This is a genomic window from Acinetobacter sp. CIP A162 (assembly GCF_000367905.1).
Taxonomy (GTDB): domain Bacteria; phylum Pseudomonadota; class Gammaproteobacteria; order Pseudomonadales; family Moraxellaceae; genus Acinetobacter; species Acinetobacter lwoffii.
Genome location: NZ_KB849157.1, coordinates 373,138 through 394,758, shown reverse-complemented (window position 1 = coordinate 394,758; position 21,621 = coordinate 373,138). Strand labels below are relative to the sequence as shown.

The following is a 21,621-nucleotide window of genomic DNA, read 5'->3' as shown; positions in this document are numbered from 1 at the left end:
TGCGGGAAAACTGATAATTCATAATAAATAAGTCTAATAACTATGCAATTTTCTATTAAAAACTGGCCGGAACAAGAACGGCCGCGAGAACGCTTAATTCAATATGGCGCAGAAAGTCTGTCCGATGCCGAGCTACTGGCCATTTTTCTACGTTCCGGTTCTCAGCAACATTCGGCAGTTGATCTGGCGCGTTTGCTGATTCAGCATTTTGGTCATTTGACTGCGCTACTGGATGCACCTTTACAGGAAGTCAGCCAGTTTCATGGCATGGGCATCAGTAAATATACCCAACTGATGGCCGTCAAGGAACTGGGACGGCGTTACATAGCCGAGCACCTGAAACAGGATGCACTAGAACTCACCAATTCCAAACGGCTGAGAGATTACTTACGTTTTGAACTGCTCGGTGAAACTCAGGAGGTATTTGCCGTGCTGTGTCTGGATGCCAGTTTAAGAAAAATTGCCTTTAAAAAACTGTTTTATGGCTCAGTGAATGCATGTGATATCTCTATTAATCAATTACTACGTTATGCCATTAGCCAACAGGCGACCTCGATTGTCATTGCGCATAATCATCCGCTGGGTCGGCCCTCTCCATCCAAGGCCGACCTGTTGTTAACCCGCCAGATTCAGCAGGCCTGCCAGCTGGTAGATATTCATCTGATTGACCATTGCATTATCGCTTTGGAGGGCAGTTTTTCCTTTGCTGAGCAGCAACTCATCAAACCGGAAATGCAGTATTGAATAGCACTTGACAAAGCAGGCACAACTCAACAAGATCATGAAAAAATTGTGATGATTCCAATAAATGATCGTACGTGACCAGCCGACTGTTTTTAAACTGCTGTTTTCCTGGCGGGGGACGATTTTACCTAAAGTTTTGCCACCTTTAGGCGTAGTGATGCTGATGTCAGCCATCATCGGTGGCTTGTCACATATTGGTTATTTTCATTTTCCAGAATTACCCCTGGTCGGCTTTACCCTGATTGGAGTGGTACTGTCGATCTTTCTCGGATTTAAGAACTCGGCCTGTTATGACCGCTGGTGGGAAGCGCGCAAACTTTGGGGCATTTTGATTGCCAATTCTCGTCATTTTGACCGTGATTGCCGGATGCTGTCCCAAGGTCGCCGTGAACGTGTAATTCAGCATGTGATTGTCTTTGCCAATGTCCTCCGTGACCGGCTACGCCATCAGACAGCCAATCCGACGGAACTGGTGGAAACCAGCGGCATGAGCCAGCAGGCTGTGACCCAACTCTATCAGCAGGCCAATGCGCCGCAATATACCTTAAGCCTGATTCAATGGGAGTTAATGCAGGCGCTCAAAGAAGGTGAAATCTCCGACATCATCTATATGCAGATGAATAATCATGTAGCAGAACTAAGTATTGTCCAGACCGGTTGTGACCGGATTGCAACAACGCCTTTGCCTTTTGCCTATTCGGTCTTGCTCAACCGCACCGTCTATTTTTTCTGTTTTATTTTGCCTTTTAGTCTGGGTTCAACGCTTGGTCTGTTTACGCCTTTGCTGGTCGGAATTTTGGCCTATACCTTTTTGGGACTGGATGCTTTAAGTTCGGAAATTGAAGAGCCTTTTGGTACTCAAAGCAACGACTTGCCTCTGGACTCGATGGTGCGTACCATTGAAATTGAACTATTAGGAACGTTGGGTAAACCAACGCCACCACCGATTCAGGCCAAAGATCATAATTTGCTATAATTTATAATTCTTTCCTCGCCCTTTGCTATTAGTAGCGAAGGGAAAATCTTCTCTCAAATGAAAAAGATCGAGGTAAAGGAATGACTAAACAAAACTCTCCCAAATTCCGACCTGCCCCGGTTTAAGACTCGGGACATTACCGAGTTTAATCCAGGGCATATGATCGCCATGAAAATCACTGCCAATCGAAACTTTAAGATCATGTTCAGCAATCATTCGATCCACCATCTGCCGGGTGGAACTTGGCTCAATTGCCGGGGGTAGTTCCACCGCATCTCCACCGAACTTGGCAAAGATTTCAATCAGGTAGCGGATATTGGTCGCAGATAAATCATATTTGGTCGGATGTGCCAGCACGGCGAAGCCGCCACTTTCATGAATCACATGAATCGTGTCTTCAAGACTCAAGCCATCAAATTTGACATAGGCTTTCTTGCCTTCCTTAATATATTTATCAAAAGCCTGTTGTGCACGGTTCACAATCCCCTTTTCTACCAGCGTTTTGGCAATATGCGTCCGTGTCACCCGATCAGAGATATTGTCTACTTTGGCGAGCACATCAATATAAATATCCTCCCCAATTAAAGGAACCAGCAGATCACAAATCTGTTTAGAGCGTTCAGCCCGGATTTTCTTTTGCTGATTGAGGGCTTTTTGTAAAGGCTCAGGATTTTGCATATTTAGCGCGACGATATGCACGCCATAGTTTTTTTTGGTGGCAGGGCGTGACCATTGGCTGGATATTTCCACCCCAGAAATGATCTTAATCTCATGATTTTTAGCGGCTTCCTCAGCCAATGCCAAACCGTCCATGGTGTCATGGTCCGTCAGGGCCAAAGTATGGACGAGTTTTTCCACAGCCGCTTCGACCAATTGCTGAGGACTGAAAGTTCCATCAGAAATATTACTATGTGTATGTAAATCTACGCCGTGCATCTCTATACTATGACATTTATTTGATCAGATTTAGATACTCTAACATGAAAGCACTTTTAGACTTTGTGCCACTCATTATTTTCTTTTATTTATATAAAACTGTAGATCCAAAAGACACTGACCATCAATTGCTGCAATTGATCGGTTCTGCGGGGGGTGTCGACAATAATAATATTCTTGTTGCAACCACAGGTCTGATTATTTCCATGCTGGTCGTCTATGGTGCGTTATTTGTCATGCAAAAATTCCGTCTGGACAAGCAGCAATGGATTGTCTTGTTTATGACGGTGATTTTTGGTGGCATCACCCTGATCCTCAGCGATGATTTTTATATCCGTCTAAAAGCCGTGTTACTGAATCTGGTCTTTGCCGGGGTCTTTTTATTATCCCCTTGGTTTAGCAAGGATAAAAAGCCTCTGATCCAGCGGTTATTTGGTCCAGTATTCAATCTAAGCGAAAAAGGCTGGTTCAAGCTGAACTATGCTTGGGTTGCCATGTTCGTACTGATGTCATTTCTGCATACCTTTTTCGCCTATTTGTGGATGGATGGAAAATATTGGGGTGAATTTACCGCATTCGGTGACATGATCGTGATGTTTTCCTTTATCATTATTCAGTTTATTGTATTGCGCAAATACTTTAAGACCGCTGAATAAGTCCAACTACAAACGATTGAGAGTCATCATGCCATTATTCGTCGTTAGCTGTACCGATCGGGAAGGTACAGTTGAAAAACGCCTCGCGATTCGTCCACAACATCTTGCACGTCTGGAACAGTTAAATGCTGAAGGCCGCCTGATTGTTGCAGGTGCCATGCCTAAGGATCCAGCCAATCCACAGGCCGGTTTTTATGGCAGTACCATTATTGTCGACTTTGACAGTCGTGAAGCGCTGGATACATGGCTACAGGATGAACCTTTCTTAAAAGAAGGTGTGTACGAACACATCGATGTTAAACCATTCAATAAAGCATTCCCTCAAGGATAAGGTTCATGCGTGTTGTTACTGCCAGTATCATTGGCCTATGTTTTATGATTTCTCCAGTATGGGCAGTCGAAGTTGCGCCTGCTCCTGTGACTCAGGAAAATCAGACAGCACAACCTCAAGGGACAGCGGTGACTTCCCAAACCCAGTCTACGCCGAAACCTGCCATTATTCCTGCCGTAGCATCTTCTGCCCAGCCGGTGCCACCTGCCGAGAATAAGCCATTAACTGCAGAAGAAATCGCCAAGCTCAAAGCCCAGCAAGATGCCAAGGTGAAAGCTTTGGTCAAAGATCAGGCCACCCGTTTGCAGCAACTGGAAAAAGCCAATCTGGAAGCACTATCGCAAAATCAAGAATTACAGCTCAAGAATGATAATCTTGGGGTGCAGGTACAGGTGCTGCAAAGTGAACGCAGTGCGCAGATGTTCCTCTACGGCGCTGCAACACTGGCTGTCGGTGTATTGCTCGGCTTCCTGATCGCGAGCTATGTTTATACCAAACGTCGTCGTCAATGGTAAGCTATAGCCCTTCCCGATATCTTTAAGGTTGTACCCGTTTTGTCGCATGCAATTCAAACTGCCGATCTGGATTGGCAATTGGTGGATGGCATTGATGTGCCTGTGTCCAAGCAATTTGGTGATGTGTATTTTTCCAAAGACAATGGCTTGCTGGAAACCCGGCATGTCTTTTTAAATGGCAATGATCTCAGTACGCGTTTGGCAGATTTAAAACCTTTTGAATATTTCTGTGTCGGTGAAACGGGCTTTGGTACTGGTTTAAATATTCTGGCCCTGTGGCAGCTCTGGCAACAGGTGCGTCCGGACAATCACAGTCATCTGCATGCGATTTCAGTTGAAAAATTTCCTCTTTCCAAAGCTGATCTGATTCGAGCCTTAAATGCCTGGCCAGAACTCAAGTCTTTAGCTGATCACCTCATCTCTCAATATCCGATGCCAATTGCCGGCTGTCATCGTCTCAGTTTTCCTGAAGAACGATTCAGTCTGGATCTATGGCTGGGTGATGCACATGATGTTTTCCCGGTGATAGAAAAAACTGCGCCGGTGAACGCCTGGTTTCTGGATGGTTTTGCACCTTCCTGCAATCCGGACATGTGGGAAGAAAATGTTTTAAATAATATTGTACGTTTATCCGAGATTGGGACAACTTTCGCCTCTTTCAGTGTTGCTGGCGTTTTAAAACGTGGCTTAAAAAATCATGGGATTTCAATTTCCCGTCCACGTGGTTTTAAGCATAAGCGTGAAATGCTGAAAGCGATCTGGAATCCGGCTGAAGAGACTGAAAGTTCATTAATACAAGAAATCACTCAAAAAAAAACTGAGCGAGATACAGAGACCAATATCAGACCTAGCCAAATCGCTGTGATTGGCGCTGGAATCGCCGGTTTAAGTACAGCCTGGGCATTCGCTCAACGTGGTCATCAAGTCACGATTTACGACCAGTCAGCGCCACTCTCAGGAGGTTCTGGCAATCCACTGGCTTTGCTCAATCCCAAACTCTGTCCGGTTGAGCAAAGTGCTGAACATCTGATGACATTGGCCTGGCAACATGCCTTAAATCATTACCAAAAATTTAAAGCTTTCCGCCCGATTCAGGTGAATCAACTGGCCTTAAAAAATCCTGAACAGCTTTTAGGATTAGCAGATGAATATCCTGAAGAAATTCTTGCTGTACAAGATACAGAAGATCAAGAGGTTCAAACCGAATTTCCAAGTTTAAAACTATTAGAAGCTGGTGCAGTTTCACCTCATCAACTGCGTGAGGAGATTTTGCTGCATCCTCATATTCAATATCAACAGACCAAAATTAGCCATATTGAAGCTGCTACAAAACCTCAGCTATTTTCAGATGAACAGGATCTAGGCGAATTCGATCATGTCATTGTCTGTACTGCACGAGAAACAACACAATTTTTTGCAGATTATCCAGCTCTGAAACCGATTCGTGGACAGGTCAGTTGGGTTAATAATCAAAATCAGCCCTTAAGTCAGAATACGGCTTATAGCTATGGCGGTTATTGTATGCAACTGGACGCTGAGCATCTGATTCTGGGTGCTTCTTTCTATCCAGGCCGGGATGATACCGAGGTGTTAGCAAAAGACCATGTGCATAACTACGAACTGATCCATAGTGTCTTCCCAGAATATGCACAATCATTAGCTTCTACCGATACCTGGCAAGGTCGTGCATCGGTACGGGCGCAAAGTCAGGATTATTTCCCCCTGCTCGGCAAGATGAAAGCAGATGAGGAAATTTACAGCTTTGCCGGTCTAGGCTCCAAAGGTTTTCTGTTTGCGCCACTCTGCAGTGAAATTCTGGCAGCCCAGATTCTCGGCGAAGCCTGTCCGGTGCCATCCAGTTTAGTAAAAAAACTCAGTGTGACCCGTTTTCAAAAGAAAGTGAAAGTCAAGAAGCCTTATTTTAGACCACAAATTTAATGACCATTTTGAATGAATCCCCCTTGCGAAGCAATGCTTCTCACCCTTTAGAAAAGGGAGATTGGGAGGCATTAAATCTCACCCATTAAAAAAGCGCCTTGCGGCGCTTTTTTTTTATTAACAGAAGGCTTTATGCATTCTGTTCAAGCGGTAAGCCTGCATCACGGGCAGCACGAGTACCACCCATCAGAATGACATATTCACGTGAGCTGTCAAAACCCTCTAGCTTTTCAGCAGCACGTGGAGCTTTACTGCCCCCACCACACAAGATGTAAATGGGTTGATCCGCTGACACCTGAGTTAGGCTCTCTGCTGAAAGATCGTTAATAGGCTGATTCACCGCCCCTTTCACGTGTGCTTCAGCAAAAGCACTTGAATCGCGTACATCCCAGATAATTGCATTTTCTGGGAACTCAAATGTTGTAATTTCTTGTTTACGGATCATTGCGCACTCCTTTGATGTAAACAACACTTGGCAAATGAAGAAAACATCCCTAGCATCTCAGATATTCTTTCCCTTTGTAAAGGTCTAAACTATGCCTTCTTTCGATATTGTTTCTGAATTAGAAATTTTTGAAGTAAATCATGCAGTTCAAAACACCCAAAAAGAAATCGCGACCCGCTTTGATTTCCGTGGTCAGGACGTTTCTATTGAACTGAATGAAAAAAACAAGGAAATCAAAATCTCGACTGAAAGCGATTTCCAGTGTGAACAAGTCTATAGCATGCTGGAAAGTCATTTCTTTAAACGCAAAGTCGATATTCAAGCGCTTGATCCACAAAAAATGACGGCTTCTGGCAAAAATGTGATTCAAGTGATCAAGCTTAAAGATGGACTTGACTCAGATACCGCAAAAAAAATTAATAAAGCCATTAAAGAAAGTGGGATTAAGGCGCAATCTTCTATTCAGGGTGACAAGATTCGTGTAACCGACAAGAAGCGCGATACCTTGCAGCAAGTAATGGCATTCTTGAAAGAACAGCAATTTGGTTTGCCTTTACAGTTCAATAACTTTAAAGATTAAGACAGCAACGTCTGTAGAAGGAATTATGGCAAAGAACAACCGATTAGCCAGATTAGTCAAAGCCACTGCACGATTACCGCAAGGCATTCGTACTGCTTTGTTAAGTAAAACTTTTGGCCGGGTGGTCCCGATGGTCGGCTCTGCCAAGATTCGTTATGAGGAAATGAGTGCGTCCAAAGTGGTAGTAAGTATGGCCAATCATAAAGCCATGCAGAACCATATCGGACAAATCCATGCATGTGCAATGGCCCTGCTGGCAGAAACAGCGACCGGCTTTGTGACGGCAATGAATGTTCCGGATACAGCAATTGTACTGATCAAAAGCTTAAAGGTTGATTTTAAGCGCCCGACACGCGGTGCCATGACTGCTGTTGCTACGCTCACGTCGGAGCAGCAAGCCCTGATGCAAAACTCGGATAAAGGTGAAACCCTGGTTCAGGTCACCGTCACGGATGAATCAGGTGAAGCTCCGATTCAATGTGAAATGCTCTGGGCCTGGATTGCCAAGAGCCAACTCAAGAAATCATAATTTCTTCTTTAGACAAAAAAATCCCAGAGATCAAATCTGGGATTTTTTATTTCAAGTCATCATTGTGCTGATTGCGATTCTAAAAGCTTCTGTTTCGCTTCTTCTGGAATCAGACGTTTGTTGCCTTTGACATCCACTGCAACAAAGGTAAATACACCTTCAGTCACTCGAATTGGTGGACGTGAATCATCATGACTATCCCAAACCTCGATTTCCATCTGGATAGAGGTCTTGCCCACTTTTAAAATTTTGGTATAACAACTAATCACGTCCCCGACTTTCACCGGCACCAGAAAAGTCATCTGGTTAATCGAAATCGTGGCACAGCGTCCCTTTGAAAATCGTTCTGCGTGAATCGCGCCTGCCAAGTCCATTTGTGAAACGATCCAGCCACCAAAGACATCACCACTCCAGTTGGTATCTGCAGGCATTGCGATCGTCTGTAGGGAAAGGATCCCCTCTGGTCTTACTTGAGAATCTGACACATTCACTCCGGGCATTTGAAGAATTAGGGTTGGGTATTTAACTGCTGATCAAGCCATTTTTGCAGCTCGCTTGACCGTAATGCACCGCTCATTCTAGCAATTTCGTTACTTTTATTCATTAACACCAGCGTCGGAATACTGCGAACATGAAATGCCGAACTTAAACGCGGATTGGCTTCGGTATCAATTTTGGCAAAAACTACATTTGGATATTGCTTCGCAACAGTCGCAAAATGCGGTGCCATCATTTTACAAGGCCCACACCAGTCTGCCCACAGATCAATCAGAATCGGTAAATCACTATGCGTGACAAATTGACTGAAATTCTGTTCATTCAGCTCAATTGGTACCAGTGGAATCAGGGCTTGATGACATTGACCACAAGCAGGGTTGGCAGTGAGTTTATCTTCAGGGACACGGTTTTTGGCCAGACATTCCGGACATACAATAATCATCTAGCGCACTCCAATATGTTGATGTAAGAATTCTAATTGGGTCGAAACTGCTTTTTCAAACCATTCCCCATGATAAATATCAAAATGCCGGATATTCCACTCATGATATTGCACAAATGGTGCAATATTGGTCGCAGCTTCACGACTGGATTCAATGGGAATCAGACTATCCAGTTTTGCCGCAATAAACAGGACTGGAATGTTAATCTTTCTGACTTCCTGAATCGGTCGATAGCGCATCAGTTTAAAGAATGCCCGTGCAGGAATATGACCACTCCAGTAATAATCCGGATTGACAATCGACAGATAACCTTCATAACTGTCCTGTGTCGGCATAAAACATAGCTCATGCGGATCAACTACAGGTAAGGTTTTTGGTGCCATACCAACCTTGGCCCCCATATAATCCTGACTGGAAACTTTAAGCGCCTTGGGGAGTTGCTGTAAAGGATATAGTTGGGCACTTTCAGCCCCATCGACAAAAGGCACCTGTACCATCGCCGCCTGAATATTTTTCAGCTCTGCTGCAAGTGTCAATACATGCCCACCACTTAAGGCCGTACCCCAGAGCACGATCCGTTTACTGTCAATCGATTTGCGTTCCTGAATATGTCTGATCATGGTTCGCCAGTCATCGAGCTGGGCATTGATCGACACCAGTTCACGTGGACGCCCAGTGCTGCCGCCCCAATAGCGATAGTCAAATAAAACCACCGCATAGCCGGCACTGGCAAAACGCTGGGCATATTGCACCAGTTTAAATTGACGTAAGGCAGCCAGACCATGAGCCATCAGGATTACGGCCGGTTTTTCTATATTTTTAGGCCGATAAAAATCTGCAGCAATCACTTCCTGACCGCTTTTGACATACAGTGGTTCAACTGTATAAGCCTGCATACGCGCTCCATTGCGTTATCTTATGGTTATCATCATTTATAAAAATTTCAGAACAGGTTCAGCATGTTTTCAGCTTAATGCTATCATAAAGCATATCGATATAAATGAAATGATGGAGTGGCGTCATGAGCGAAAATGTAGGTTTTGCTGGTCAAATTGGTCCTGAACACGTAACTCAAGTGGTTGAGAAAGGTTTTAAATCGATTATCAACAACCGTCCGGACATGGAAGGTGGTTCCGAGCAGCCAACCAGTGCACAAATCGAGGAAGCTGCACGTAATGCCGGTCTGGATTATGTATTCCAGCCAGTAGTAGCCGGTCAGATTACTGAGCTTGATGTACGCACTTTTGCCAATCATTATAATGAGTTGCCAAAACCGATCTTGATGTTCTGTCGTACTGGAAACCGCTCGAATAACTTATATCAACTGGCAAAACAGATGGACCTGCTGGATGATTAAGTCGTTTTGGAAAGGTGTGGTACTGGCAACCTATTTTAGCTGTATTACACCTGTTTTTGCTGCAAATGATCTTAGCCGTGCGCTGACCTCTACGGTGAGTGTTACGGGGCAAATGACACCAAGCAAGTTTCAGCAATTGATTCAGCAAGGTTTCAAATCTGTGATTGTAAATCGTCCTGATCAGGAAACTGGTAATAGTGTCACGGTGAGTCAATTACGCTCCATTGCAGAGAAATCTCAAGTGAGTGTGATTTATCAGCCTGTAATGAGTGGCCAACTTTCTCAGGCGAATATTGAAGAATTTGCTCGATATTATAATGAGCTGCCTAAACCGATTTTGATGGTTTGCCGAAGCGGCACACGTTCAGCGGCCTTGTTTAATCAGGCTAAATCTCAAGGATTGATTCATGAGTAAGTTATTGATTATTTTATGTTGTAGTTTGGCTTTTACAGGCTGTAGCTCGATGAATCTAAAGCCGACTGTGGGTGTGAGTGTGGGAACATCAATTTAGTTTTTTTAAATTTTAGTTCCCATAAAAAAACAGCGCCGAAGCGCTGTTTTTTCGTCAGATTAGATTATTAGTTGACACATGTTGTATATGGACTTACGCGGTTAGGTGCATAACTTCCATCAGCAGCATAATCACTACTTAAACTTGGCAATGTTAATGTTGTATAGCCTCTAGTTGGTGTTTGTGCAAGTGTAGTTTTCGCTCCTACTTCTACTGCGATCCAATGAGCATTTGCTTTTGGATATTCAATGATGAAGTCAAACCTACCAGTACTATCTGTACGATAGGTCGCGGTATATGGGTGAGTCGTACTATTATTTGCTGTACCACCTAAGAAACGAACCACACGTAATGCTTGACCATTAGCTGTCCAAGTTGATGTTGTTGGATCCACCGTACATGTCGTTGCTGAGTTTTTATCTTGAACTTGTGCAGGTATTGTACCTACTAATGGATAATAATAATCACCTGGTTTAATCCAACCTTTTAGATTCGTAAATGGATAAACCGCATCTAGTTCTTTAACTTTTAAGGTAATAGGATTGCCATCCACATCGACACCAGGTTGCTCAACTATTTTCCATGCATCTTTCTGAATTTCATATTTCCATTCACCTAAAACATAAGAAGTTGGACGAATATCTAAAACCACATCCTGATTTGCCACTGGCTTCCCATCAACATCAACCAGCTGAACAGAGCCTTCTTTTTGATAATAAATACCGTTACCTGTTGATGTAAGCTCTGTTGGATTAAAATTAACCGCAATAGAACCAATCGTTACTGGCACTTCGGAATTTACCACATCAATCACATGCGGTACACGTCGCTCTGTATTCTGCGTATCTTTAACTACAGCTTCTACACGTAAATCAGCAGCAACGAAGTCATAGGTTGGATTACGTAAACTTTCATCAATTACAATTGAAAATTTTGCCCAACCATTCTCATCACTTTCAATAGTAGATGCGCCATGAATATATGCACCATTTTGATTATATTGAGGAATTGTTAATGTAACTGCTTTACCAGCTTGACTTGAACCATCTAAGTCTACTACCAATACTGATACTTCGAAAGAATCACCACGGACATTTAACTTATCTTTAGATACTTTAATTTTTAAGTCCAATTCTGGCGCTAAAACTGTTGGTGAGTGCACTTGAATACTGCCAGGTAGACTTACTGAAGCACCTGTTGCGGTGGTATGGGTTGCCGTTAATTCGATTGGTAGAACTGGTAATACTAATGTACCTTGTAGTGATTTCATCGATACTTCAAATACAGCTTCACCAAATTGATTAGTAATGAGCTGTGAAGCCCCTTTAATACTAGTCGCATTTCGCGGATCAGCAATAGCTAAGCTAACTTTTTCATTCGCAACACCGCCTTGATTCTTATCAAGAAGTTTAACCGTCACAAATGCACTATCACCTGCTGAACTTAATGACACACGACTACTATCAATAGTTAAGTGATAAGGATTACTAATATCTTGAACAGCAAAATTTAGCTTCGTCTGAATTTCATTACTGCGTGGATCACGGATAGTTCCTGTTACTACAATAGATTCTAAAGCAGCAGATGTAATACCTTGTGGAATAATTAAGTCAATTGGCACTGAACCATTTCCTTGTATTACCACTCCGTCAGCACTCAGTTTAACACCTGCAGCAATAGCTTTTGGATTCAGAGTCAATCGCATTGGTGTACCAGCTGCAGTATTAATCCCCATTTCATCTTTAACAGCTGCATACACTTTAACTGTTTGCCCAGCTGTCACTGTTTTTACATCTGATGTTAAACGCGGATTTAAAGCATTTGCTGGAGCGGTGATACTAATTACACTTGTTTGCTGTAAACGATCGCCATTATTTAAGTTCGTACCAACTACGGCAAAGACAATACCATTTTTGATCAAACTAGCATCATAAACGCCCTCAGATACCGTTACCGTAAACTCGGCTTCCCCCTGACTATTCGTTTGCGTAGGCAAGTTACTTAGCGAAACACGGCTAGAGGTAAGGCTAGATAAAGCAATTGCAATTGGTGTATTAGGAATTGGTTTTCCATTTTCATCGACTGCTTTAACTTTAACTCGTGTTTCACCACCAAGTACAGAAATTGTATCTAATGGTTTATCATCTATTGTAGTAAACAGAAGATTAGCTAAGTCTGGTAATACTTCAACCGGTTTCGAAAGTTCAACTTTTTGAACTGCTGAATATGATGAACCATCAGGGCGCTTACCGAGAATTGCAATTGTTAAATCATTTGCATCTAAATTTGCAATTTGTTCAGCTGTTTTTGGATCAATACTTATTTGGAATACAGCTTTACCTGCATTATCAGTAATAAGTGAGCTTGGAGTTAATAACTTTATACCATTTGGTAATGCAGCATCATTTAAACCAATTGAAACCTGCTGTCCAGCTAAAATATCCCCATTAATATCTTTAGCATCTACTGTGATACTAATTACTTTTTCCCCACCCTCAAGAGCCAGGGCATATTGAGATAAACTTACATTAAAATAATCCAACACTTTTGGTAAGGTAGCAAATTTAATAGCAATATTATCTACCTTATTAGTAATAGCAGAACGAATAGTAAATTCTACGCCTGCTTTCGCTAAATTAGCTTGTGTAGATGTTCCATCATATTTATAACTATATATAAATGTCGCATAGCCTTCTGCATCTGTAACTTGTTCAGCCTGACTCACAAGGCTTAATTGCAAAGCTTTCATATCTGTACTAGATAAGGATGATTCAATATTTACACGTGCATTAACGAGTGGGTTTCCTTTATCATCTAATGCTTTTGCTCTTATAACAATATTTTGATTTTGAACGTAACTAAATGCATTAGTAATAGGATCAATCATTAATTGAGCGACTTTACTGTTCGCTTCAGGATCAGTTGGGCTTTGTTGCACAAACCTATCTGTAAAGGCTTTTTCAGCGATATAATTTTCAAATGAAGAAGCCTACACACAAAATCTACCGCACAACCAATTGGCCCGCATATAACCGAGCACTCATGAGTCGCGGAAATATTGCCATTTGGTTTGATCCTGCTACGCAATGGTATGCTCCATCAAAAGGCAAACAAGGGCGAAATCAAACCTACTCCGACGCAGCTATCCAATGCTGCTTAATGATTAAATCCTTATTCCGTCTATCTTTACGTATGGTCACTGGCTTTGTGCAAAGTCTGATTAAACTTTGCGGATTAAATTGGACCGCACCAGATTACAGTACGCTTTGTAGAAGACAAAAGCATATTGATATTGCAATCAGCTACCAAAAAAGTAGCGATGGGCTGCATCTACTCGTAGACTCTACAGGCATGAAGTTTCTAGGTGAGGGCGAATGGAAACGCAAGAAACATGGAGCTGAATATCGTCGCCAATGGCGTAAACTACATATTGGTATAGATGCCAAAACCCTACAAATACGCGCTATTCAGCTCACAACCAATAATGTCAGTGATTCACAGGTGCTTGGTGATTTACTTAATCAGATTCCACAAGATGAGCAGATTGACTCTGTTTATACCGATGGAGCTTATGACACCAAGCAATGCCGTCAGGTCATTGCAGATCGGCAAGCACATGCGGTGATTCCACCTAGAAAAAATGCGAAACCATGGAAAGATACAAAGAGTAGCTCGCTAGAGCGAAATGAATTACTTCGAACAGTTAAACGTTTAGGCAGGACATTATGGAAAAAATGGTCAGGCTATCATCGGCGCAGTTTGGTGGAAACCAAGATGCATTGCATCAAATTATTAGGCGATAAATTAATGGCAAGAAGCTTTCCTAGTCAGGTGAATGAAATTCATGCACGTGTAGCAGTCCTCAACAGATTTACGGAATTAGGTCGACCACTTACCCAAGTTACGCCTTAAATTTGGCTCAATTAGGGGCGCTTTGCATTTCAAATCTTTGTGCAACAAAGCCCTTCAATATCAAAACCATTCATTAAGGCATCATAATCACTTTGGTTTTGTGCTTTAACTTTTAAGCTAAATACAGCCAAGCCATTACTATCTGTTGTCACCTCGGTTGGTGAGGCATAAGAAACACCTTTAGTTAGTGAAATATTGTCTTTCACATTTAAGTTTACTAATTGATTTGCTAAGGCATCTCCATTTTTATCAACTGCAGCCACTCGTACTGTTACTATTTTTTCTACACCCAAGATAATAGATTTTATCCCGTCAGTATCAACAGTTAAATAGTCCAGTTCTGGCTTAGCTTGTGTAGCAAAGTTAAGTTTAATAGATTGAGTTTTTTTACTGTCTCTAACTGCAGAGAAAACTATATTTACACCTTGTTCAGCAGCAATTCTTTGAGGCTCAGACCCATTATACTTATAATCTAGTTCAAATATTGCATAGCCATCATCACGTGTTGCTGCTTCTGCATTACCATTTAAGCTTAAACCCAAGCTTTGAAATTGTGTATTCTTATTTAATTGTAATTTTTCACCGATTAAAGGACTACCTTTTTCATCAAGAGCTTTAACTTTTACTGTAATAGTTTGATCTTTTTTATAGTCAAAGGTATTTAATATTGGATCGATCTGTAAATAATCAATTGTTTTTTCAGAGACAATTTCATTATCTACAATAATATTAATCTTATTGCTTGCACCATTATCTGCAGTAAAAGTTGCTTCAATACCAGCATCAATTAAAGCATCAATTGCCTTTTGTGTAGGTGTTGGTGTCAGAGAAATTGTCTTAAGCTTAAAAGTTACAAAGCCATTTGGATCTACATCACGAGTTGCAGCACCATCAAAAGTAACACCATTAGATGTTGCCCCTGCATTCAAGCTGAGAGTGATATTACCCTTAGAAGCCCCTAATCCTTTATAATTTATTGCTTTAACTTTAATTTCGACACTATCATTAACTGCATTCACTTTATATGCAGATGCGATTTCTAAACGCTGAATTGCCTCTTGATTATTTACACTACTATCAGCAGTTACGACCTGTACCGTTGCTTTACCATTAATATCCGGATTATTTTCGTATGTGGCAGTAAGCTCAATTCCTCTTTGTGAAAGAGCAATTGGATAATTCGAGTTACTCTTTAAAGTGAACTCAGCATAACCTTCTGAATTTGTTGTAGCCTCATTTTTATCAAGTTGGACCCCATAATATTTCGCGATTGCATCTACAGCTAACTTGACTTGGGTATTTTTTAAAACATTTCCTGCACTATTTTTTGCAAATACGAGAATTTTTGCTGTGCCATCTTTGGCTGCAATAGAATCTTCTGGTGTAATAATTTCGAGTTTATTTACTACACTTGAAATATCTTTAAATGTAAGAGACGTTACTGCATTTTTTTCAGCACGATACTCATCAATTAACTTAAAACTTAGTTTTTGTGAACTTTCAACAAAATTTGCAATATCATCTGATGTCAGATTCGGATTTGCACTAATTTTAAAAGTCGCTTTACCTTGAGTATCTGTTGTTACTGATGAACCTGTTTCAACTATAAATTTACCATTCATTTCAGGAGGTAAAGTTAATTCAACAGTCTGACCAACTTTTGCACCACTTTTGGCATCCGTTACTTGTACTACAACGTCAGTAGAGCCTTTTGGCAAATTTAACACTAAACCTTGTGGTACATTAAGATTATAATCACTGATAATTGTACTTGTTTTTTTGATATTCAATGTATAAGGAATTGAGACTGTAGTTCCTTCAACCTTTGCTGTTAGTTGAACCTTTCCAGTATCAGTTTGTAATGCAGGAATATTTAATGTAAATAATGCAACCCCATTTTCATCTGAAGAAACTTTAGAGTTAGTACTTTCTACCCCCAAATCTTCTCCGCCAATACTTAAACGTACATCTTTACCTGCGATTCCACCTTTATCTATATTTAATACTTTAACTGCTATTTTGACTTGACTATTATCTTGAGCAATCTGTAAAGGTTTGCCTTCAATATCTTGTAATGAAATACTAAGACTATTTGCTACCTTTGAAGTATCTGTTTCTGATTGATTGTTATCACTTGTATTCCCTTCCCCAGTATTGCCACTTGGAGAACCATTATTGTAGTAACCATCACTTCCCCCACCGCCACAAGCGACCAATGAAATTGATGTCGCTAAAACTGTTGTGTTTACCCCTAATTTTTTTAAATTTATAAACAAACTCATGATTTTTCCCACTAGATATAATATTTAAGCTGCCATAAAGTTAGTCTTCTGGCTTTTATACAAAATTTACTCAAATTAGCAAAAATAAGCAATGTAGTTACATAATTTACATCGAAAACATTGTAAATATTAAGGTAAATAGTTAGTTGTTGAGAACTGAGTAAACATTTTATGCATGACCTCATCATCATCGGCGCAGGCACTGCAGGGATCAGTGCTTATAACGAAGCTATCAAATACACCCAAAATATTTTAATTATCAATGATGGATCGTGGGATACGACCTGTGCCCGTGTAGGTTGTATGCCAAGTAAATTGCTAATCTCTTCCGCAAATCGCATGCATGATATTCAAACTGCTGAAGAACTTGCTTTAAAACATAATTCTGTCATTGATCCTTCAGAGGTTATGCAACGCGTGCATGTCCTTAGAGAACGTTTTATTCGTGCAACCTTGAAAGGTGTCGATCAATGGGACAGCTCACATAAAATTTCCGGAAAAGCCAAATTTGTTGATCTCCAAACGATCGAAGTCAATGGACAATCCTATCGGGCCAAAAGTTTTATTGTCGCTGTAGGTTCACGCCCCAATATTGATGAAAATCTAAAGCAAAAATTAAAAGACAAATACATCACTTCAAATGAAATATTTGAGTTTTCCCAATTACCTAAGTCTTTAGCAGTGATCGGCAGTGGCATTATTGCAATTGAATTAGCTCAAGCTATGCAACGACTGGGTGTACAAACTACAATGTTTGCGCGTAGTCAAAAAGTAGGTGCCTTAACCAGTCCAGTCTTACAGAAACTGGCACAGGAGCAACTCAGTAAAGAACTCAATATCAAGTTTAAGAACTTGCCAGATGAAGTTGGAATACAAGCTGATAAAATAAAGATTAATTTTACAGAAAATGATCAGACTGAAAGTATTGAAGTTGACTATATCTTAGGCGCCACAGGTCGGCAAAGCAATATAGATCGTTTAGGTCTAGATCAACTCAATTCAACATTCAAGGACATCAAAAACCTTCCTATCGATAAAGAAACCAAACAACTTGCAAACCTACCTATATTTATAGTCGGTGATGCCGCACCTGATGCGCCGATTCAACATGAAGCCGCGCATGCGGGTAAACAGGCAGTTTATAACTGTTTAAATTATCCGGATGTAAAGCCTATTCCTGCCTTAATCCCATTGGCGATTGTATTTTGTCATCCTGAAATGGCGATTGTCGGAAAAAGTTTTAAACAGCTGGAAGATCAACACATCGAATTTATTCGGGGATTCGTCTCTTATGAAAATCAAGGACGTGCACTGGTTTTGGCAGAAAACTCAGGTGGAATAGAAGTTTATATTGCTAAAAAATCAGGTAAATTACTTGGTGCAGAACTCTTTTGCTCCCAAGCAGAACATCTGGCCCATTTACTGGCCTGGATGATTGATGCCGACCAGGATATTCACCAGATCCTAAAGAAACCTTTTTATCATCCTACGCTGGAAGAAGGCCTTAGAACTGCCTTTAAACATGCTCGACGTCAGTTTGATGCATTGCAAGAACAAAGTTGAGCAATCCGCCCCTTACTCGATAAGGTTAATTATCGCTCTAGCTTCATATTGAACACTGTATAAAGTTAACGTTATATGAATGCTAAATAGTCAAGACAATTATCTCGCCCATAAAAAAACACCCCCTGCGTTAGCAGAGGGTGTTTCGAATAATGAGCTGGCGATGACTTACTCTCACATGGGTAATCCCACACTACCATCAGCGCTAAGAGGTTTCACTTCTGAGTTCGGGAAGGGATCAGGTGGTTCACTCTTGCTATGGTCGCCAGCACAACTGGTATGATTACTTACTGAGGTCTTATGGTTGCCTTAGCTTTCTTCAAATCTTGCACTCTGTTCAAAGCAGTGCTTTGAACATCGTTCATTAACAGATATATCTGAGTTGTGTATTTTGTTCGTTTAGCGTAACTAAATCAAGCTGTTTTGTTTAATATCGAATCAATTGATCCTCACTTCTTTCGAAGTTCGTACAACAACTGTTTGGGTGTTGTATAGTCAAGCCTCACGAGCAATTAGTATTGGTCAGCTTCACATATCACTATGCTTCCACATCCAACCTATCAACGTCGTAGTCTTCAACGGCTCTTTAGGAGACATAAAGTCTCGGGGAAATCTTATCTTGAGGTAGGCTTCCCGCTTAGATGCTTTCAGCGGTTATCCCTTCCGAACATAGCTACCCGGCGATGCCACTGGCGTGACAACCGGTACACCAGAGGTTCGTCCACTCTGGTCCTCTCGTACTAGGAGCAGATCCTCTCAAATTTCCAACGCCCACGGTAGATAGGGACCGAACTGTCTCACGACGTTCTAAACCCAGCTCGCGTACCTCTTTAAATGGCGAACAGCCATACCCTTGGGACCTGCTTCAGCCCCAGGATGAGATGAGCCGACATCGAGGTGCCAAACACCGCCGTCGATATGAACTCTTGGGCGGTATCAGCCTGTTATCCCCAGAGTACCTTTTATCCGTTGAGCGATGGCCCTTCCATACAGAACCACCGGATCACTAAGACCTACTTTCGTACCTGCTCGACTTGTGGGTCTCGCAGTTAAGCGCGCTTTTGCCTTTATACTCTACGCGTGATTTCCGACCACGCTGAGCGCACCTTCGTACTCCTCCGTTACTCTTTAGGAGGAGACCGCCCCAGTCAAACTACCCACCAGACATGGTCCTCGTCCCGGATAACGGGACAGAGTTAGAACCTCAATATTACCAGGGTGGTATTTCAAGGACGGCTCCATCGCAACTAGCGTCGCGACTTCAAAGCCTCCCACCTATCCTACACAAGTAAGATCAAAGTTCAATGTCAAGCTGCAGTAAAGGTTCACGGGGTCTTTCCGTCTAGCCGCGGGTACACCGCATCTTCACGGCGAATTCGATTTCACTGAGTCTCTGCTGGAGACAGCGCCCCCATCATTATGCCATTCGTGCAGGTCGGAACTTACCCGACAAGGAATTTCGCTACCTTAGGACCGTTATAGTTACGGCCGCCGTTTACTGGGGCTTCGATCAAGAGCTTCGCTTACGCTAACCCCATCAATTAACCTTCCAGCACCGGGCAGGCATCACACCCTATACGTCCACTTTCGTGTTTGCAGAGTGCTATGTTTTTAATAAACAGTTGCAGGGGCCTGGTTTCTGAGGCTGTCGGCCGCTCAAGGAGCAAGTCCTATCACAGACAACAGCGTACCTTCTCCCGAAGTTACGGTACCATTTTGCCTAGTTCCTTCAGCAGAGTTCTCTCAAGCGCTTTGGTCTACTCGACCTGACCACCTGTGTCGGTTTCGGGTACGATTCCTGTGTAACTGAAGCTTAGAGACTTTTCCTGGAAGCATGGTATCAGCCACTTCACTGTACAAGTACAGCTTGCTATCAGTTCTCAGCATAGAGTACCCCGGATTTGCCTAAGATACATGCCTACAACCTTCCACCTGGACAACCAACGCCAGGCTGACTTAACCTTCTCCGTCCTCTCATCGCATTACACAGAAGTATTGGAATATTAACCAATTTCCCATCGACTACGCCTCTCGGCCTCGCCTTAGGGGTCGACTCACCCAGCCCCGATTAACGTTGGACTGGAACCCTTGGTCTTTCAGCGTGCGAGTTTTTCACTCGCATTGTCGTTACTCACGTCAGCATTCGCACTTCTGATACCTCCAGCAGACTTCTCAATCCACCTTCATCGGCTTACAGAACGCTCCCCTACCACGCATAATAAATTATGCATCCGCAGCTTCGGCATATAGTTTTAGCCCCGTTACATCTTCCGCGCAGGCCGACTCGACTAGTGAGCTATTACGCTTTCTTTAAAGGGTGGCTGCTTCTAAGCCAACCTCCTAGCTGTCTATGCCTTCCCACATCGTTTCCCACTTAACTATAATTTTGGGGCCTTAGCTGGCGGTCTGGATTGTTTTCCTCTTGACTACGGACGTTAGCACCCGCAGTCTGTCTCCCGGATAGTACTCATTGGTATTCGGAGTTTGCATCGGTTTGGTAAGTCGGGATGACCCCCTAGCCGAAACAGTGCTCTACCCCCAATGGTATTCGTCCGAGGCGCTACCTAAATAGCTTTCGGGGAGAACCAGCTATCACCAAGTTTGATTAGCCTTTCACCCCTATCCACAAGTCATCCCCTGGCTTTTCAACGACAGTGGGTTCGGTCCTCCAGTTAGTGTTACCCAACCTTCAACCTGCTCATGGATAGATCACCTGGTTTCGGGTCTATACCCAGCAACTAAACGCCCTATTAAGACTCGGTTTCCCTACGGCTCCCCTATTCGGTTAACCTTGCTACTGAATATAAGTCGCTGACCCATTATACAAAAGGTACGCAGTCACCGGACACAATGCCGGCTCCCACTGCTTGTATGCATGCGGTTTCAGGATCTATTTCACTCCCCTCACAGGGGTTCTTTTCGCCTTTCCCTCACGGTACTGGTTCACTATCGGTCAGTCAGGAGTATTTAGCCTTGGAGGATGGTCCCCCCATATTCAGACAAGGTTTCACGTGCCTCGCCCTACTCGACATCATCATATAAGCCCTTTCGTGTACAGGACTATCACCGTCTACGGTCGCACTTCCCAGAGCGTTCCACTAGAACTTATATGACTTAATGGGCTCTTCCCCTTTCGCTCGCCGCTACTGAGGGAATCTCAATTGATTTCTTTTCCTAAGGGTACTGAGATGTTTCACTTCCCCTCGTTCGCCTTGCAACACTATGTATTCATGTTGCAATACCTACCTTATGGTAAGTGGGTTTCCCCATTCAGACATCTCCGGATCACAGGATATTTGCCGCCTCCCCGGAGCTTTTCGCAGGCTATCACGTCTTTCTTCGCCTCTGACTGCCAAGGCATCCACCACATGCACTTAATTACTTGACTATACAACCCCAAACAG

General features: G+C 42.5%; 19 protein-coding genes and 2 rRNA genes. 12 read left to right on the top strand and 9 right to left on the bottom strand.

The features are described from left to right. The first annotated feature begins 42 nt into the window (after window positions 1-42). A complete protein-coding gene (radC, locus tag F995_RS02230; protein WP_004645135.1) occupies window positions 43-744 on the top strand; it encodes a RadC family protein in 702 nt (233 codons plus the stop codon). A gap of 64 nt (window positions 745-808) precedes the next feature. Next, window positions 809-1,720 (top strand): bestrophin family protein, encoded by a 912-nt coding sequence (locus F995_RS02225; RefSeq protein WP_004281608.1) that lies wholly within the window; start codon window positions 809-811, stop codon window positions 1,718-1,720. Window positions 1,721-1,804: 84 nt separating this feature from the next. On the opposite strand, the gene F995_RS02220 is transcribed toward F995_RS02225, so the two are convergent. Continuing rightward, window positions 1,805-2,656, bottom strand: a complete 852-nt coding sequence (locus F995_RS02220) for a PHP domain-containing protein (protein WP_004645133.1) — start codon at window positions 2,654-2,656, stop codon at window positions 1,805-1,807. A gap of 44 nt (window positions 2,657-2,700) precedes the next feature. On the opposite strand from F995_RS02220, the gene F995_RS02215 reads away from it, so the two are divergent. From F995_RS02215 to mnmC, 4 genes are read left to right on the top strand one after another with little or no spacing between them, the layout of a single operon-like run. Continuing rightward, window positions 2,701-3,312 carry a septation protein IspZ gene (locus F995_RS02215; RefSeq protein ID WP_004645132.1) on the top strand — a complete coding sequence of 204 codons (612 nt, stop codon included), beginning with the start codon at window positions 2,701-2,703 and terminating at the stop codon, window positions 3,310-3,312. Window positions 3,313-3,340: 28 nt separating this feature from the next. Beyond that, window positions 3,341-3,643 carry a YciI family protein gene (locus F995_RS02210; protein WP_004281605.1) on the top strand — a complete coding sequence of 101 codons (303 nt, stop codon included), beginning with the start codon at window positions 3,341-3,343 and terminating at the stop codon, window positions 3,641-3,643. A 5-nt stretch (window positions 3,644-3,648) separates the two neighbouring features. Then, entirely contained in the window at window positions 3,649-4,158 is a 510-nt protein-coding gene (locus tag F995_RS02205; protein ID WP_004645131.1) for an SH3 domain-containing protein, read from the top strand. A gap of 39 nt (window positions 4,159-4,197) precedes the next feature. After that, a complete protein-coding gene (gene mnmC, locus F995_RS02200) occupies window positions 4,198-6,096 on the top strand; it encodes a bifunctional tRNA (5-methylaminomethyl-2-thiouridine)(34)-methyltransferase MnmC2/FAD-dependent 5-carboxymethylaminomethyl-2-thiouridine(34) oxidoreductase MnmC1 (RefSeq protein ID WP_004645127.1) in 1,899 nt (632 codons plus the stop codon). A gap of 130 nt (window positions 6,097-6,226) precedes the next feature. On the opposite strand, the gene F995_RS02195 is transcribed toward mnmC, so the two are convergent. After that, a complete protein-coding gene (locus F995_RS02195) occupies window positions 6,227-6,541 on the bottom strand; it encodes a rhodanese-like domain-containing protein (RefSeq protein ID WP_004645126.1) in 315 nt (104 codons plus the stop codon). 91 nt (window positions 6,542-6,632) lie between these two features. Here F995_RS02195 and F995_RS02190 point away from each other — a divergent pair, with 91 nt between their 5' ends. Both F995_RS02190 and F995_RS02185 read left to right on the top strand, forming a co-directional pair. Further along, a complete protein-coding gene (locus F995_RS02190; protein ID WP_004281601.1) occupies window positions 6,633-7,121 on the top strand; it encodes a YajQ family cyclic di-GMP-binding protein in 489 nt (162 codons plus the stop codon). A 25-nt stretch (window positions 7,122-7,146) separates the two neighbouring features. Further along, window positions 7,147-7,650, top strand: a complete 504-nt coding sequence (locus tag F995_RS02185; protein ID WP_004645125.1) for a DUF4442 domain-containing protein — start codon at window positions 7,147-7,149, stop codon at window positions 7,648-7,650. A 59-nt stretch (window positions 7,651-7,709) separates the two neighbouring features. Here the strand turns inward: F995_RS02185 and F995_RS02180 are convergent, their stop codons facing one another. Genes F995_RS02180 through F995_RS02170 form a run of 3 tightly spaced genes read right to left on the bottom strand, consistent with a single transcriptional unit; the run spans window position 7,710 to window position 9,487 of the window. Then, the gene (locus F995_RS02180; protein ID WP_370940778.1) at window positions 7,710-8,150 is read right to left on the bottom strand and encodes an acyl-CoA thioesterase; all 441 of its coding nucleotides are present in this window, start codon (window positions 8,148-8,150) and stop codon (window positions 7,710-7,712) included. An 8-nt stretch (window positions 8,151-8,158) separates the two neighbouring features. Continuing rightward, on the bottom strand, window positions 8,159-8,590 hold the full coding sequence (trxC, locus tag F995_RS02175; RefSeq protein ID WP_004645123.1) for a thioredoxin TrxC: 432 nt from the start codon (window positions 8,588-8,590) through the stop codon (window positions 8,159-8,161). Beyond that, window positions 8,591-9,487, bottom strand: a complete 897-nt coding sequence (locus F995_RS02170) for an alpha/beta hydrolase (RefSeq protein ID WP_004645122.1) — start codon at window positions 9,485-9,487, stop codon at window positions 8,591-8,593. A 125-nt stretch (window positions 9,488-9,612) separates the two neighbouring features. Here F995_RS02170 and F995_RS02165 point away from each other — a divergent pair, with 125 nt between their 5' ends. Together F995_RS02165 and F995_RS02160 are read left to right on the top strand one after the other, a co-directional pair. Continuing rightward, window positions 9,613-9,948 (top strand): protein tyrosine phosphatase family protein, encoded by a 336-nt coding sequence (locus F995_RS02165; RefSeq protein WP_004281596.1) that lies wholly within the window; start codon window positions 9,613-9,615, stop codon window positions 9,946-9,948. Then, complete coding sequence (locus F995_RS02160; RefSeq protein ID WP_004645120.1) at window positions 9,941-10,363, top strand: protein tyrosine phosphatase family protein; 423 nt, start codon at window positions 9,941-9,943, stop codon at window positions 10,361-10,363. Before F995_RS02165 ends, F995_RS02160 begins: the two co-directional genes overlap by 8 nt. Window positions 10,364-10,527: 164 nt before the next feature. Here the strand turns inward: F995_RS02160 and F995_RS02155 are convergent, their stop codons facing one another. Next, window positions 10,528-13,398, bottom strand: coding sequence for an Ig-like domain-containing protein (locus F995_RS02155; RefSeq protein WP_004645119.1), 2,871 nt, complete (start codon window positions 13,396-13,398; stop codon window positions 10,528-10,530). Window positions 13,399-13,439: 41 nt separating this feature from the next. On the opposite strand from F995_RS02155, the gene F995_RS02150 reads away from it, so the two are divergent. Beyond that, entirely contained in the window at window positions 13,440-14,372 is a 933-nt protein-coding gene (locus F995_RS02150) for an IS5-like element IS17 family transposase (RefSeq protein WP_000743272.1), read from the top strand. A gap of 29 nt (window positions 14,373-14,401) precedes the next feature. Here F995_RS02150 and F995_RS02145 read toward each other — a convergent pair whose 3' ends face one another. Beyond that, a complete protein-coding gene (locus F995_RS02145) occupies window positions 14,402-16,654 on the bottom strand; it encodes a hypothetical protein (protein WP_004645117.1) in 2,253 nt (750 codons plus the stop codon). A 171-nt stretch (window positions 16,655-16,825) separates the two neighbouring features. Between F995_RS02145 and F995_RS02140 the strand changes: the two genes are divergently transcribed. Next, entirely contained in the window at window positions 16,826-18,217 is a 1,392-nt protein-coding gene (locus tag F995_RS02140) for a dihydrolipoyl dehydrogenase (protein ID WP_004645116.1), read from the top strand. Between the two features lie 155 nt (window positions 18,218-18,372). Here F995_RS02140 and rrf read toward each other — a convergent pair. Beyond that, window positions 18,373-18,487 (bottom strand): 5S ribosomal RNA (rrf, locus tag F995_RS02135). Between the two features lie 221 nt (window positions 18,488-18,708). Next, window positions 18,709-21,605 (bottom strand): 23S ribosomal RNA (locus F995_RS02130). Window positions 21,606-21,621: the final 16 nt, after the last annotated feature.

Excerpts from the sequence above, each read along its gene's own strand:
- F995_RS02150 (WP_000743272.1), top strand. The coding sequence starts at position 13,440 with ATGAAGAAGCCTACACACAAAATCTACCGCACAACCAATTGGCCCGCA.
- F995_RS02215 (WP_004645132.1), top strand. The coding sequence starts at position 2,701 with ATGAAAGCACTTTTAGACTTTGTGCCACTCATTATTTTCTTTTATTTA.
- radC (WP_004645135.1), top strand. The coding sequence starts at position 43 with ATGCAATTTTCTATTAAAAACTGGCCGGAACAAGAACGGCCGCGAGAA.
- F995_RS02160 (WP_004645120.1), top strand. The coding sequence starts at position 9,941 with ATGATTAAGTCGTTTTGGAAAGGTGTGGTACTGGCAACCTATTTTAGC.
- F995_RS02185 (WP_004645125.1), top strand. The coding sequence starts at position 7,147 with ATGGCAAAGAACAACCGATTAGCCAGATTAGTCAAAGCCACTGCACGA.
- F995_RS02220 (WP_004645133.1), bottom strand. The coding sequence starts at position 2,656 with ATGCACGGCGTAGATTTACATACACATAGTAATATTTCTGATGGAACT.
- F995_RS02205 (WP_004645131.1), top strand. The coding sequence starts at position 3,649 with ATGCGTGTTGTTACTGCCAGTATCATTGGCCTATGTTTTATGATTTCT.
- F995_RS02190 (WP_004281601.1), top strand. The coding sequence starts at position 6,633 with ATGCCTTCTTTCGATATTGTTTCTGAATTAGAAATTTTTGAAGTAAAT.
- F995_RS02210 (WP_004281605.1), top strand. The coding sequence starts at position 3,341 with ATGCCATTATTCGTCGTTAGCTGTACCGATCGGGAAGGTACAGTTGAA.
- F995_RS02195 (WP_004645126.1), bottom strand. The coding sequence starts at position 6,541 with ATGATCCGTAAACAAGAAATTACAACATTTGAGTTCCCAGAAAATGCA.
- F995_RS02180 (WP_370940778.1), bottom strand. The coding sequence starts at position 8,150 with ATGCCCGGAGTGAATGTGTCAGATTCTCAAGTAAGACCAGAGGGGATC.
- F995_RS02140 (WP_004645116.1), top strand. The coding sequence starts at position 16,826 with ATGCATGACCTCATCATCATCGGCGCAGGCACTGCAGGGATCAGTGCT.
- F995_RS02165 (WP_004281596.1), top strand. The coding sequence starts at position 9,613 with ATGAGCGAAAATGTAGGTTTTGCTGGTCAAATTGGTCCTGAACACGTA.
- F995_RS02145 (WP_004645117.1), bottom strand. The coding sequence starts at position 16,654 with ATGAGTTTGTTTATAAATTTAAAAAAATTAGGGGTAAACACAACAGTT.
- trxC (WP_004645123.1), bottom strand. The coding sequence starts at position 8,590 with ATGATTATTGTATGTCCGGAATGTCTGGCCAAAAACCGTGTCCCTGAA.
- F995_RS02170 (WP_004645122.1), bottom strand. The coding sequence starts at position 9,487 with ATGCAGGCTTATACAGTTGAACCACTGTATGTCAAAAGCGGTCAGGAA.
- F995_RS02225 (WP_004281608.1), top strand. The coding sequence starts at position 809 with ATGATCGTACGTGACCAGCCGACTGTTTTTAAACTGCTGTTTTCCTGG.